Origin of the sequence: Leptospira vanthielii serovar Holland str. Waz Holland = ATCC 700522, assembly GCF_000332455.1 — a bacterium.
GTDB lineage: Bacteria > Spirochaetota > Leptospiria > Leptospirales > Leptospiraceae > Leptospira_A > Leptospira_A vanthielii.
The window spans coordinates 100,975-113,418 of sequence record NZ_AOGY02000065.1 but is presented as its reverse complement, the minus strand read 5'-3'; the positions used below and the strand labels follow the sequence as shown (position 1 = coordinate 113,418).

Below are 12,444 nucleotides of genomic sequence, written 5' to 3'. Positions count from 1 at the left end.
TTCTTTAGAGGTTCCCTTTGGATTTTATTTTTGCAAACTCACCCTATGTATGGATTTTCCTTGGAATCACATTACTTTTTTCCGAATTCCTTTTGCCTGGAACCTTTGTCATGTTTTTAGGAATTGGAGCCATATTTACAGGAATTTTGACTCGTTTAGTTCCGATGGAATTTTATTCTCAAGTAGTGGTTTGGGTGGTGTCAAGCCTAGTGTCCATCCTCGTGGGTGGAACTGCCGTAAAACGTTTTTTTAAATCCGAATCTTCTGTAGATCCTTTTATCCAGGATGATTTTCTGAACCAAATTGTTCCTGTAGAAACAGATATCTTAGTCCAAAGACATGGGGGAAAAGTCCGCTTCCAAGGAACACTTTGGGATGCTATCTCTAACGATTCCAAAATCCCAAAAGGAAATTTTGTCAGAATTCTTTCCAGGGAAAATCTTACCTTCACTGTGGAACGTGTGGATTCATAACCAAAGAATTTCATTTTTTTTAAACACAATTAAAAAAACCCTTTTCTCTTTTCCCTCTCCTTTGTATGGTCAAACGTCACAGAGGAGAAACTATGGGCGCAACCGTCATTGTTGTATTTTTAGTCATTGTCTATATCATTAAAAAGACAATCATCATTGTTCCAGAACAAAGTGTTTATGTTAAAGAAAGATTAGGTGTGTTGAATGGGGTTTTAAAATCGGGATTTTATTTTATGATTCCATTTGTCGACCAAATTCGTTACCGCCAAAACCTAAAAGAACAAACCATCGATATTGATCCACAAGTTTGTATCACAAAGGACAACGTATCCGTTGAAGTAGATGGAGTTTTGTATTTAAAAGTTGTGGATGGAGAAAAGGCATCTTACGGAATCGATAACTTTATGTTAGCGACCACTCAACTCGCACAAACTACTCTTCGTTCTGAAATTGGAAAATTAATTTTTGATAATTTACTTTCAGAAAGAGATGAAATCAATGGTCGCGTGGTCTCCAATATTGATCGTGCCACAGATCCCTGGGGAATCAAAGTCACAAGATACGAAATCCGTAATATCACTCCTCCCAAACAAATTTTACTGGAGATGGAAAACCAAATGAAATCCGAAAGGGAAAGGCGAGCAGAGATTACCATCTCCCAAGGAGAAAAGGAATCTCGGGTCAACCACTCGATTGGAGAAAGACAAGAATCCATTAACATTTCCGAAGGCGAAAAAATTCGATTGGTCAACGAATCAGAAGGACGAGCTCTAGAGATCACAGTCATCTCCAATGCCACAGCAAAAGGTTTGCAACTCATCTCGGAAGCCATTAGTAAAAAAGGGGGGAAAGAAGCGGTGAGTTTACAAATCACACAAGAGTATATGGATGCCCTGGGTCAAATTTTTAAAATATCTAAAACCACTGTAGTTCCCGAAACTCTAGCAAACATAGGTGGCGTTTTTGAAGGTCTTTCTAAAATCACAACAAAAATTCCACAGGTAGGAGAATAGTATGGAGTTCGTATACTTAGCATTTTGGGCGATTGTTGCCATTTATTTGATCTATAATATCTTTCGCTGCATTCGCATCATCCCGGCACAGGATGTTCTCATCGTGGAACGAATGGGAAAATACTCTCGTAGTTTGCGGGCAGGATTTCATATCCTCATTCCTTTCATGGATCGGGATGCCTACTACCATACTCTGAAAGAACAATCGATCGATGTACAACCTCAAATTTGTATCACGCATGACAACGTGCAGGTGAAAGTGGATGGGGTGATTTATCTAAAAATCATCGATCCAGTTCGGGCTTCTTACGGAATTGAGGACTTTCAATTTGCTGCCATCCAACTCGCACAAACCACAATGCGTTCGGTCATTGGAACGATGGAACTGGATAAAACAATCGGAGAAAAAGATTTAATCAATTCTACAATTGTCGCTGCTATTGACCAAGCATCTGAACCTTGGGGAATCAAAGTGAATCGTTACGAAATTCTCAATATTGTTCCACCTAAGTCTGTCCTTGATGCCATGGAAAAAGAGAAAAAAGCGCAGATCGCCAAACGTTCACAGGTGCTTCTTTCCGAAGGGGAAAGAGATTCGAGAATCAACCGTTCCCTCGGTTTCAAAGAAGAAGCTGTAAACAAATCGGAAGGGGAAAAACAAAGAAGGATCAACTCTGCCGAAGGAAAGGCAACTGAAATTGAAGCCCTTGCCGTGGCAACTGCCAAAGGGATTGAAGCCATTGCCGGTGCCATCTCTGACCAAGGGGGAGCCTCTGCAATCAAACTACAAATCACAAAGGCTTTCATTCAAAACTTTCTACATGTTGCCAAAGAAAATACGGAAATTCTCGTTCCTGCGGACGTAATGAACTTACCCAATCTCATTGCCAACCTAACAGAACCAAGAAAACCCAAAGCATAACCTAACGGGAATTACTCCGGCGGAACCTCCGCCGGATTTTCTTCAAACAATCGAAAACTTGGTTTGGCCATGGCTTGAGCTGCGAGTGACAACAACATGGCTTCATTGTCATCCGGTCCAATGCGGTTGGCATGGATTACCCCACATCCTTTGCAACGGTGTAAAATCACCCACTCGCCTTTTCTGACCCAAATGGAGATCGCTTCCATTTTACTCCCACATTCAGCTGACCTGTCACCAGGAGCAGAGTCTATATGCAAACTCGTCAGACAGTTCGGACAATGGTTACGTTGACCAGTCCCATACCCCGGAGGAAAAACCATTTGTTTGCATTCTACACAGCGAAATTCCCCGGTATCAGAACGGAATCGATAGGATTTGGTTTTGGAACTTGAAAAAGGGATTTCTCCGTCTTCGTCATCAAAACGTTTTTTCTTAGAGAACTTTTGGTATTTAGATAAATCGGATTCACGTGACATATCCAGTTTTTGCGGCAAAACAAAAATAGGAGACCAAAACAGTGGATGAGAGGGAATAGACCGCCTGTGCGAAGATAGCCGCCTCCTAATTAAATTTAGGCGGGGGAATCCAAAACAAGTTCACCGTTTTGGCGGTCTACACAATGGCCAGGATTAACATAAATTACAGATTCAAAACAAAGGGGTAAGTTGTCAAGTGAGTTAGGTTCCAAGTTTTTTACATAGGAAATAACAGTTTTGTCCTTCTGGATAATTAGGAATTTTTCCCACTTCTGTGTAACCAAGTTTTGTATAGAATTTGGGAGCTTGGAACCCAAAAGAATAACCAAAAACAAGAGTGGCACCGAGTTTCAGTGCCTCTATTTCAATTTCTTTCAGTAACTTGGTTCCGAGGTCCATCCCACGTTTTTCTTCAGCTACCCAAAGCAGTTGTAAATTCAGTCCATTGAAAAATAAATAACAGAGGGAGGCTGCGATGAGTGTCTCCCCTTCTTTGACAAGTATGGCAAAAAATTCTTTTTTCTCCATACTCGAGTCACCTAACTTGGATACGCTGAATTCATGGAGAAGATTCCAGAGTTCTATTTGTAAATCTTCCGAAGGATTTTTGATACGTTCCAGTGTGTAAGGAGATTCAAATTCCATGGGTTTACAGATTCTTTCGCAAAAGTCCAAAGCCTATAAAAAGGCAGGGCCACCGAGTCTTTCCATGGGATCGACAATTTGTGTGATTTGAACACCGTAATAATCATCTAAGATAATGAGTTTTCCTCGACCGACCAGTTTCCCATTGGCAAGGATATCCAGTTCTTCACCGATGTTTTTATCCAATTCTACTACAGTACCTTCTGTAAGTTGGAGAACATCTTTGATAAACATGGTAGTGCGACCAAGTTCTATTGTTAATTGAAGAGTGACATCTAATAGTAAGTTGAGGTTGGCCGTATTGTTTCCAGAACCGGACTGAGACTTGGATCCAGATCTTGCTGGAGAAGGAGTGGCACTAGGACCAAGGGCTGCTGCAATGTCTGCAAAGGAGGGACCATTATCGTCACCACCACCTCCACCAACGAGGGCATCCAAATCATCAAGCCCGCCACCGCCTCCGGAACCACCACTTGCAGGAGCGTTCCCACCTCCGCTAAATCCGCCGAGTAGTGCGTCTATGTCTTCATGTGATAGTGAACCTTCACCCATTTCAGTACAACCTCTCCAATGTATTCGTCGGAGGAAATCAAAATCCTTCCTTGAAAAAAAAGGGAAAGTTCCGCATTTTGTTCCTTATGTCCAATTCTACTTCCCATCCGGATTATTTCAAAGCGAAGGAACTCTTTGCCACTGAACTAAAAAACGCCAATTATCAGTTTGTTCAGGAAAAAGAAGAGACGCTATTTCGGTTTCGGACAGAAAACGCAAGCAAAGACAGAATCCTGGATTGTTTGGGGATTGTGCGAAATTATATCGAAAACTTCCGCATCTACAATTTTGAAGAAGGATATTTAAGCATCCAAGCCTTAAATGAAAATCTATTTGACCCACAAAAGAACCTAGCTGGCAAGTTTCGGATTCGGTTTTCTTTTAAATCTGATTTAAAAGTGGAATGTTCCAAACATGGAGATTTTTCGACTAAAGAAATCCAAACCATCTTAAGCCTCTTTCATTTTTTAAAAGCGGAAGGTCAGGCAGCAAAAGATCCAAGGGTCCTCCTACACCAATTGGGAGCCGAGGTCTATGATCCCCATTTGGAAAAAGCAAAAGGGAATGATTTAGGTTTTGATTCTGTTTTTGGTTACGACCAAGTGAAGTCCCAAATTTTAGAAAGTTTGGTATTCCCTCTTATAAAACCAGAACCTTTTTTTGAAATTACCAAACTCACTCGCAAAAAACCAAGTCCGAACCTTCCCCGTGCAGTTCTTTTTGAAGGGGAACCTGGTGTGGGGAAAACCAGTATGGCAAAAATTGTCTCCCATCTCTGCGGAGTACCTATGGTCTATGTGCCGATCGAGTCCATTTTGAGTAAGTATTATGGAGAATCTTCCCAAAACTTGGCTATGGTTTTTGATGCTGCCGCCCTTTTCCCCCAATGTATGCTCTTTTTGGATGAAATTGATTCGCTAGCCACCTCGAGGGATGACGGACTCTTTGAAGCCACAAGAAATCTGCTCAGTGTCCTCCTCCGAAAGTTAGATGGGTTTGCGGAACGCAGTGGAACCATCACGATTGGAGCTACCAACCGTAAACACGACTTGGATTCCGCACTTTTATCACGTTTTGACAGAAAGATTTATTTTCCTTTGCCAAATAAGGAAGAACGTGCCAAAATTTTGGAAGGGTATGCCAAACAATTAAGCGGAAACGACCGACAAAAACTCGCAGAAATCTTAGAAGGAGCCTCCGGCAGAAATCTAAAGGACTACTGCGATTATGTGGAGCGCCGGTGGATCACAAAAAACTGGGAAAAAGCCGAAATGTTGCAGGCTCCTGGGATTGCCTTTTATTTGGAATCCTTCCCAGATTTTGGATGGAAACGCTAAAAAGTAAGAGTTTCGGCTTCAATCTTCTAGTAGATTTACCGATAATTTTTACAGGATAGTTGTTTACGACCATCGGTCGTTCTTTGGTATCCTCAAATTAACCTTTTAGGAAGATTCGGACATGAAAATAAAATTAATTCTCCCCATCCTTTTGCTCAACTTTGGGGTTTTCGCTCAAACTGGTAGTTCGGAAACAGGCTCAACTTCTGCAGGCATTGATTCCACTCAATCCGGTAAGTCCATCGCTGTGACGGAAAAAGAACTAGATGAAAATATCTCTGAAGTAAACAAACGACTTCGTTTGCACACAGTTCTATTTAAAATGAAAGTGAAAACTCTTCCACACCGCACCGTCCTTTACAAAGGGAAACCAAGTGCTGATGGGGAAAGATGTGAAGCTACAGACAAACAAGAAGCACAAGAAAACACTTGTTTGCATTTAGAAGTTTTTGACTTTGTTGGAAGTGAAGATGGACGTTCAGGAAAAAACCTGGGTGCCAAGTTCAAAAAAATGGAACTTTTTTTTGAAGGTGCCAATAACGCAGATCCAGATCCAAGAAAAGAACAACCACGTAACCTAACAAAAATTAGAACTTACATTTACCAAAACAACTTTTTGTTAGAAGACAAAATTATCTCTGTGATTGCAGACGTGGCCCCTAACGGAACTCCTGCACACGATGATAAAATTGAATTGTTCTACCAACATGATGACTATCCTGTTTGGGGAACTCCAGAAACTCCTTCTGAAAAAGGTGTTGGTAAATACATTCTCTCAAATGTTGAGAACACAAAAACAAACCCAATTAGAAATAATTTCAAAAAAACAATTCTACTTCAAAAACTTGGACTACTTCGACAAACTGTTTACAAAACTTTTCGATTATAACGATCGAGATTCCAATAAACACTACAAGAAAAACGTAGAAGCATTGAAGAGTTCTTTAAAATACTAAGAACGAAGGTTCTTAATTGAATCTCGTTAAACAATGTCCGAATTGTTCCACGATGTTACGGTTCCCTGCCACTCAGGGAACCATTTTGGTTCAATGTCCCGTTTGTTCTCATCGTTTTACATTTGTACCTGATTTGGAGTCAGCGGAAGATTCCCAGTATCCTTCCGATTCAATTCCTTCCTTTCAGTTTCAACCTTCTTTTCAGAGTTACAAAGAACTCATTCTCGATTTACTCTATGCACCCATTGATTACCTAAAATCAAAACGTGGCCCAAAGAAACGTGAGTTTCAATGGATACCCATTCTCTTATTCACCATCTTACTTTTATATTTTTGGAAATGGTCTTTACCTGAAACACAAAGATTGGATGTTGATTCGAAAGAAATACAAAACCAGATTCCGATTCCAGAAGAACCAAATCAGGAATCCGACCCCATTGATCCGCAAGAAGAATCACCTCCTCCATCTAAACCAACATACGAGATCTAACGATTGAACTGGATCCTTGTATACGAAAAGGAAATAGATACAAACCACCTAGTCCATCTAACAGGAGAAAGGCATAACCACATCCAAACCATTTTGAAAAAGGGTGTGGGAGAAACCGTTCAGGTTGTGGTTCCTGGTTCTGGAAATTATATATTTCGGATCCAATCGACAGCAGATATCTTGACAACAATACAGAAAGAAATTTCTCTTCCCGAAGTTTTAAGACCATTAGAGCTCCAAACTTTCTTTTCTCTTCCGAGGCCTCAAACGGCGAAAAAACTTTTTCATTTAAGCGGCGCTTACGGAGTGAACTCACTTTACTTTTATGCTACCGAAACTAAGAATAAAGAATATTGGACATCCCCCGTTTACTCCAAAGATACAGTTTCCTATTTAGAAACGGGTCTTAGCCAAACAGGAAATAGTCGATTTCCATCTGTGATTCAGGAAAGGACTCAGTCTTGGAAACATTTTTTAAAAACATGGCGAGGAGTCGTGTTGGTTTTAGATCGAGAAGGTGAGGATTTCTGTTCATACGTCAAAGAACAAAGCGAACGATTCAAAGAGACTCTCTTTGTGTTTGGGCCGGAGTCTGGTTGGAAACCTGAGGATATTTTGTTTTTTAAGGAAAGTGGATTTCAACTAATGAGTTTAGGAAAAATCAATCTTCGAACGGAATTTGCTTATTCTGCCCTCTTACACCAAATATTTTCGATTAGAAACTAATTCCACCAGAAACTAAAAATCGAATTTCATCAATGCTAACAAAAGACTTTTCGCTGCTATCTAAATAGTATTTACGATAATTTTGTAACCGAAGGACAATAGGACCGAAGGATTTGGAGATTTCAGCGGCTGCTTGCGTGTTGTTATCCAAATCAAAGGCTTTTCCTTGTGATTCATAACCTTTTTTTGTATAATAAAAGGACATCAAAAACGAAGATCCGAGTGGGATATATGCGGCAGCAAACACACGTTTGTTTCCTTTGAGACCATAGTCTTCCACTGCAAATTCAAAACCTAAATGATAAAAATTGATATAAACCGTATGATAGTATCCCGTTACCTTAGCGTTGGATTGGTTTTCTAAATATTCATATTTGGGACGAAGCGGAGATGAAACTGGAAATTTTTGGAATCGTTCCACTTCGTAGAAACTATCAAAATACATCGGAGCATAATTTGCTGTCATCTGACGGAACTCTGGTTTTAAAATTATATTTAAATCCTTAGTTCCTAAACGAAAGACACTTCCATAATGTGTCCCTTGTGCTCCATCAAGTCCTTTGATTTTATTAAAGTCTAGATAGGGAGTGAATTCTACAAAAGGCAGATTCAAAAGTCGATATTCAATATCCATCCCTTCTACAGAGGCGCGGGTGACTTGGGTGGTTTTTGGATTGTCTAAGTTCTTTTCAGTCACAGGCGATCCATTTGTATTATAAGACATTTGCACAGGCGCCGCACGGTCCCAAGCTCTAGTATAACCGATCGTCAAACGGTTGTACCATGGATCGTTGTCAACGAGTTCCATTCTAGAGTCTTTACTAATGGGGCGGATTTCTTTTTTTCTTGCCTCTTCTGCCTTTTTGTTTTTTGCTTCTTCGCTTCCTGCTTCTTCCTCTACACTCAAACGACCCGATTCGTCGAGGACATTTCCTCGTAGGTTCATCAAATAAGCTAAATCAGCAGACTTATCAAATAAAGAAAAAAGCGATTTGCCTATGGCAAGTGGTTTGATATAAACTCTCGCAGCATTTACTTCAAAATTCACGACGGAATTGGCAAAGTATTGCACCCCAACATAGTCTGTATTCAAATCAGCCATGACACCGGGATTATAGGAATCAAACCTTGAGGAACTTTGGTATTTGTTTACGATGGTTCCGTGGCCCACATAACCATCGACCATCTTACCAGTGTAAGCTGAATAGGTAACCTTACCTGGGACTTGTTGGTTATAAGTGCCATAAGAAATATAATTTAAAACCCGCGAGTAGTCATTTTTACTGTTATAGTCCATTTCCCGGATCTTTCCGGCTTTGCTATCCATTTGGAGAGGATCCTTATCGACGGCTAATGCATTGATAGGCAGAGAAAAGGAATACCCAAAATTACTTCCATGGTTGTAAGTGAAATTTGGTGAAACATATCCGTAGTAGTCCTTTTGGAAACTCGATCCACCGGCATCAAACTGTAAGGCGGAAGCACGTCTCGATTCAGTCCCTGTGGGCACCCACACTTGCGCTTCTAATGCAAGAATCGGTAGTAGGAATAGGATTCCCAGGCCTAGAGTCAGAGAGTATTTCTTCACGATACGATCATTATCGTAAGGTTTTGCCCTGAAAATAAGAAATAATCTACAGACCTCAATATCCAATAAAACAGATCAATATTCTATTTTATTGGATATTTTCTTGACAAATAAGAGCTGTATGTCAAGTTTGGCCTGACCATCGGAGGAAACCATGCCACGTAATTTTAAACCAGAAACCATCGCACTCCACGGAGGGCAAGAACCAGACCCGACGACGACGTCGCGAGCTGTACCGTTGTACCAAACCACATCCTATGTATTTAAAGATACGGACCATGCAGCTCGTCTTTTTGGTCTTCAAGAATTTGGAAATATTTACACAAGACTCATGAACCCAACCACTGACGTTTTAGAGAAACGAGTGGCAGCATTAGAAGGTGGTGTAGCTGCACTGGCGACAGCATCAGGCCAAAGTGCCGAACTGTTAGCACTTTTGAATATCGTTGAAACTGGGCAAGAAATTGTGGCTTCTTCATCACTCTATGGTGGGACTTATAACCTTCTCCACTATACTTTTCCAAAACTCGGAATTAAGGTCCACTTCGTAGACCAATCAGATCCGGAAAACTTCCGCAAAGTTTCCAATGATAAAACAAGAGCATTTTATGCAGAAACATTAGGAAATCCCAAACTAGACACACTTGACATTACAGCAGTAAGTAAAGTTGCCAAAGAAGTGGGAGTTCCGTTAGTGATTGATAACACAATGCCATCTCCTTATTTAGTGAACCCGCTGAAACATGGAGCTGATATTGTTGTACACTCTCTCACCAAGTTTTTAGGAGGTCACGGAACCTCTATAGGTGGGATCATCGTCGATGGTGGTAGTTTCAATTGGGGAAATGGAAAGTTCAAAAATTTTACAGAACCAGATCCTTCCTACCACGGACTTAAGTTTTGGGAAGTTTTCGGAAAGTTCGAACCATTTGGTGGAGTGAACATTGCATTCATTCTAAAAGCAAGAGTGCAAGGCCTAAGAGATCTTGGTCCTGCCATTTCCCCATTCAACGCATGGCAAATCATTCAAGGTGTGGAAACACTTCCACTTCGTATGGAACGACATTCGGCAAACGCTTTAAAAGTTGCAGAATTTTTAGCCAAACACCCTAAGGTGGAATGGGTTAATTATCCAGGCCTTACCACGGACAAAAACTATGCGATAGCCAAAAAGTACCATGAACGTGGACTCTTTGGAGCCATCGTTGGTTTTGAAATCAAAGGTGGTGTGGAAAAAGCAAAAAAATTCATTGATGGACTCGAACTTTTTAGTCTTCTTGCTAACATTGGTGATGCGAAGTCTTTAGCAATCCATCCAGCATCCACAACCCACCAACAGCTGACTGGACCAGAACAAATTTCTGCGGGAGTAACACCTGGTTTTGTTCGTTTAAGCGTTGGACTTGAAAACATTGATGACATTCTGGTAGACTTGGAAGAGGCTTTAAAAAAAATCTGATTAAGACTATGCCTACCTCCGAACAGAACGAGTTTTCCCACGGATCCGTAGGTGTCGTACAGACGCAAGTGGTCAGATTTGAATCTTTTACCTTAGAGGGGGGTGAGACCATCACTCCTCTCGAAATTGCCTATGAAACCTACGGCACGCTCAACGAAAAAAAAGACAATGCGATCCTCGTTTGTCACGCCCTTTCGGGAGATGCACATGCCGCCGGTTTCCATGAGGGTGACAAACGCCCCGGTTGGTGGGACTATTATATCGGACCTGGCAAGGCATTTGATACCAATCGTTACTTTATCATTTCTTCGAATGTCATTGGTGGTTGTAAGGGATCGAGTGGCCCACTCACAACCAACGGAAAAAACGGCAAACCCTTTCAATCTACATTTCCCTTTGTTTCTATTGGAGATATGGTGGGTGCTCAAGAAAAATTAATCAGTTTTTTTGGAATCCATAAATTATTTGCTGTGGCTGGTGGTTCGATGGGCGGAATGCAAGCCTTACAATGGTCAGTCGCTTATCCTGATCGGTTGAAAAATTGTATCGTCATGGCCTCCTCTTCTGAACACTCGGCTCAACAAATTGCTTTTAATGAAGTAGGAAGACAAGCAATACTTTCCGATCCCAATTGGAATCAAGGTTTGTACACGCAAGAAAATAGACCCTCGAAGGGACTGGCGCTTGCTCGGATGATGGGACACATCACTTACTTAAGTGATGAGATGATGCGTGAAAAATTTGGTCGTAAACCGCCCAAGGGCAATATCCAATCTACAGACTTTGCTGTAGGAAGTTACCTGATCTATCAAGGGGAATCGTTTGTGGATAGGTTCGATGCCAATTCTTATATTTATGTAACCAAAGCACTGGATCATTTTAGTTTGGGAACAGGAAAAGAACTGACCAAAGTTCTATCCAAGGTTAGGTGCCGTTTTTTGGTGGTTGCATACACTTCGGACTGGTTGTATCCTCCTTACCAATCGGAAGAAATTGTAAAATCATTGGAAGTCAATGCAGTTCCTGTTAGTTTTGTAGAACTCAACAATCCCGCCGGTCACGATAGTTTTTTATTACCAAGTGAACAACAAGACTCCATACTCAGAGATTTTTTAAGTTCTACGGATGAAGGAGTTTTCCTTTGAATATCCATACCAATGAAGCCCTCGGATTAGACCTAAAAAACCGGCCCGATATTTCTTATATTGCTAATTTAATCAAACCAGGAGAAAGGGTTTTGGATCTTGGTTGTGGTTACGGCGAACTGATGTTAATCCTAAAAAACAAGGGAGTTCGTGTTCAAGGTATAGAAAAAGACGATAAATGTATCATCCAATGTGTGAAAAAAAGTTTGTATGTGCATCATGGTGATATTGATGACGGACTAAAACACCACTTGGATCATAGTTTTGATTTTGTCATCCTCAACCAAACCATACAACAGACATTAAACCCGGGTGATATCATCAAAGAATGTTTACGTATTGGAAAACAAGTGATCATTGTTTTTCCGAATTTTTCTCATTGGCAAATTCGTTCGTCTATCCTTCTCAGCGGAAAAACTCCTGTGACAGAACTTATGCCCTTCCATTGGTATGACACACCGAACTTACACTACTTGTCAGGTCAGGACTTTGAAGATTTTTGTGACTTCGAACGAATCAAAGTTTTGCACAGAGCATACTTTAATCGAACCAGACAAATTAAATTGTTTCCCAACTTATTTGCTACATTGGCGCTGTTTGTGATCCGGGCATAAATCAAAGCCCATATGTTTCTTTACTCATCTAATTTTCTGAATTGA

General features: G+C 40.8%; 13 protein-coding genes and 1 pseudogene. 10 read left to right on the top strand and 4 right to left on the bottom strand.

Annotation, left to right across the window (positions count from 1 at the left end):
- The first annotated feature begins 17 nt into the window (after nt 1-17).
- The 3 genes from LEP1GSC199_RS15450 to LEP1GSC199_RS15440 all read left to right on the top strand — a co-directional run bounded on the left by LEP1GSC199_RS15450 (nt 18) and on the right by LEP1GSC199_RS15440 (nt 2,408).
- Nucleotides 18-473: an NfeD family protein gene (locus LEP1GSC199_RS15450; RefSeq protein ID WP_002987001.1), complete on the top strand. Its 456-nt coding sequence runs from the start codon at nt 18-20 to the stop codon at nt 471-473.
- 92 nt (nt 474-565) lie between these two features.
- Nucleotides 566-1,486 carry an SPFH domain-containing protein gene (locus tag LEP1GSC199_RS15445; RefSeq protein WP_002987185.1) on the top strand — a complete coding sequence of 307 codons (921 nt, stop codon included), beginning with the start codon at nt 566-568 and terminating at the stop codon, nt 1,484-1,486.
- A 1-nt stretch (nt 1,487) separates the two neighbouring features.
- Nucleotides 1,488-2,408 (top strand): SPFH domain-containing protein, encoded by a 921-nt coding sequence (locus LEP1GSC199_RS15440; RefSeq protein WP_002987069.1) that lies wholly within the window; start codon nt 1,488-1,490, stop codon nt 2,406-2,408.
- 11 nt (nt 2,409-2,419) lie between these two features.
- Here the strand turns inward: LEP1GSC199_RS15440 and LEP1GSC199_RS15435 are convergent, their stop codons facing one another.
- The 3 genes from LEP1GSC199_RS15435 to fliN form a co-directional block, all read right to left on the bottom strand.
- Nucleotides 2,420-2,887, bottom strand: a complete 468-nt coding sequence (locus tag LEP1GSC199_RS15435; protein ID WP_002987239.1) for an RNHCP domain-containing protein — start codon at nt 2,885-2,887, stop codon at nt 2,420-2,422.
- A gap of 201 nt (nt 2,888-3,088) precedes the next feature.
- Nucleotides 3,089-3,532 (bottom strand): GNAT family N-acetyltransferase, encoded by a 444-nt coding sequence (locus LEP1GSC199_RS15430; protein ID WP_002987167.1) that lies wholly within the window; start codon nt 3,530-3,532, stop codon nt 3,089-3,091.
- Between the two features lie 33 nt (nt 3,533-3,565).
- Nucleotides 3,566-4,084 carry a flagellar motor switch protein FliN gene (gene fliN / locus LEP1GSC199_RS15425; RefSeq protein WP_002987251.1) on the bottom strand — a complete coding sequence of 173 codons (519 nt, stop codon included), beginning with the start codon at nt 4,082-4,084 and terminating at the stop codon, nt 3,566-3,568.
- Between the two features lie 86 nt (nt 4,085-4,170).
- Between fliN and LEP1GSC199_RS15420 the strand changes: the two genes are divergently transcribed.
- The 4 genes and pseudogenes from LEP1GSC199_RS15420 to LEP1GSC199_RS15405 all read left to right on the top strand — a co-directional run bounded on the left by LEP1GSC199_RS15420 (nt 4,171) and on the right by LEP1GSC199_RS15405 (nt 7,593).
- Nucleotides 4,171-5,421 carry an AAA family ATPase gene (locus tag LEP1GSC199_RS15420; RefSeq protein ID WP_002987391.1) on the top strand — a complete coding sequence of 417 codons (1,251 nt, stop codon included), beginning with the start codon at nt 4,171-4,173 and terminating at the stop codon, nt 5,419-5,421.
- A gap of 121 nt (nt 5,422-5,542) precedes the next feature.
- Nucleotides 5,543-6,377, top strand: a pseudogene (gene fcpB, locus LEP1GSC199_RS15415) (flagellar-coiling protein FcpB).
- 52 nt (nt 6,378-6,429) lie between these two features.
- Entirely contained in the window at nt 6,430-6,867 is a 438-nt protein-coding gene (locus LEP1GSC199_RS15410) for a hypothetical protein (RefSeq protein WP_002987034.1), read from the top strand.
- A gap of 3 nt (nt 6,868-6,870) precedes the next feature.
- Nucleotides 6,871-7,593, top strand: a complete 723-nt coding sequence (locus LEP1GSC199_RS15405) for an RsmE family RNA methyltransferase (protein ID WP_002987440.1) — start codon at nt 6,871-6,873, stop codon at nt 7,591-7,593.
- Here the strand turns inward: LEP1GSC199_RS15405 and LEP1GSC199_RS15400 are convergent.
- Nucleotides 7,583-9,181 carry a hypothetical protein gene (locus LEP1GSC199_RS15400; protein ID WP_051999781.1) on the bottom strand — a complete coding sequence of 533 codons (1,599 nt, stop codon included), beginning with the start codon at nt 9,179-9,181 and terminating at the stop codon, nt 7,583-7,585. The genes LEP1GSC199_RS15405 and LEP1GSC199_RS15400 overlap by 11 nt on opposite strands.
- 154 nt (nt 9,182-9,335) lie before the next feature.
- Between LEP1GSC199_RS15400 and LEP1GSC199_RS15395 the strand changes: the two genes are divergently transcribed.
- From LEP1GSC199_RS15395 to metW, 3 genes are read left to right on the top strand one after another with little or no spacing between them, the layout of a single operon-like run.
- Nucleotides 9,336-10,640, top strand: coding sequence for an O-acetylhomoserine aminocarboxypropyltransferase/cysteine synthase family protein (locus LEP1GSC199_RS15395; RefSeq protein ID WP_002987109.1), 1,305 nt, complete (start codon nt 9,336-9,338; stop codon nt 10,638-10,640).
- A gap of 8 nt (nt 10,641-10,648) precedes the next feature.
- Nucleotides 10,649-11,785 carry a homoserine O-acetyltransferase MetX gene (gene metX / locus LEP1GSC199_RS15390; protein ID WP_039927045.1) on the top strand — a complete coding sequence of 379 codons (1,137 nt, stop codon included), beginning with the start codon at nt 10,649-10,651 and terminating at the stop codon, nt 11,783-11,785.
- Entirely contained in the window at nt 11,782-12,399 is a 618-nt protein-coding gene (gene metW / locus LEP1GSC199_RS15385; RefSeq protein WP_002987331.1) for a methionine biosynthesis protein MetW, read from the top strand. The genes metX and metW overlap by 4 nt, the downstream gene beginning before the upstream one ends.
- Nucleotides 12,400-12,444 lie beyond the last annotated feature (45 nt).

Coding starts and splice junctions, on each gene's coding strand:
- LEP1GSC199_RS15445 (WP_002987185.1), top strand. CDS start 566: ATGGGCGCAACCGTCATTGTTGTATTTTTAGTCATTGTCTATATCATT.
- LEP1GSC199_RS15440 (WP_002987069.1), top strand. CDS start 1,488: ATGGAGTTCGTATACTTAGCATTTTGGGCGATTGTTGCCATTTATTTG.
- LEP1GSC199_RS15435 (WP_002987239.1), bottom strand. CDS start 2,887: ATGTCACGTGAATCCGATTTATCTAAATACCAAAAGTTCTCTAAGAAA.
- LEP1GSC199_RS15430 (WP_002987167.1), bottom strand. CDS start 3,532: ATGGAATTTGAATCTCCTTACACACTGGAACGTATCAAAAATCCTTCG.
- fliN (WP_002987251.1), bottom strand. CDS start 4,084: ATGGGTGAAGGTTCACTATCACATGAAGACATAGACGCACTACTCGGC.
- LEP1GSC199_RS15420 (WP_002987391.1), top strand. CDS start 4,171: ATGTCCAATTCTACTTCCCATCCGGATTATTTCAAAGCGAAGGAACTC.
- LEP1GSC199_RS15410 (WP_002987034.1), top strand. CDS start 6,430: ATGTTACGGTTCCCTGCCACTCAGGGAACCATTTTGGTTCAATGTCCC.
- LEP1GSC199_RS15395 (WP_002987109.1), top strand. CDS start 9,336: ATGCCACGTAATTTTAAACCAGAAACCATCGCACTCCACGGAGGGCAA.
- metX (WP_039927045.1), top strand. CDS start 10,649: ATGCCTACCTCCGAACAGAACGAGTTTTCCCACGGATCCGTAGGTGTC.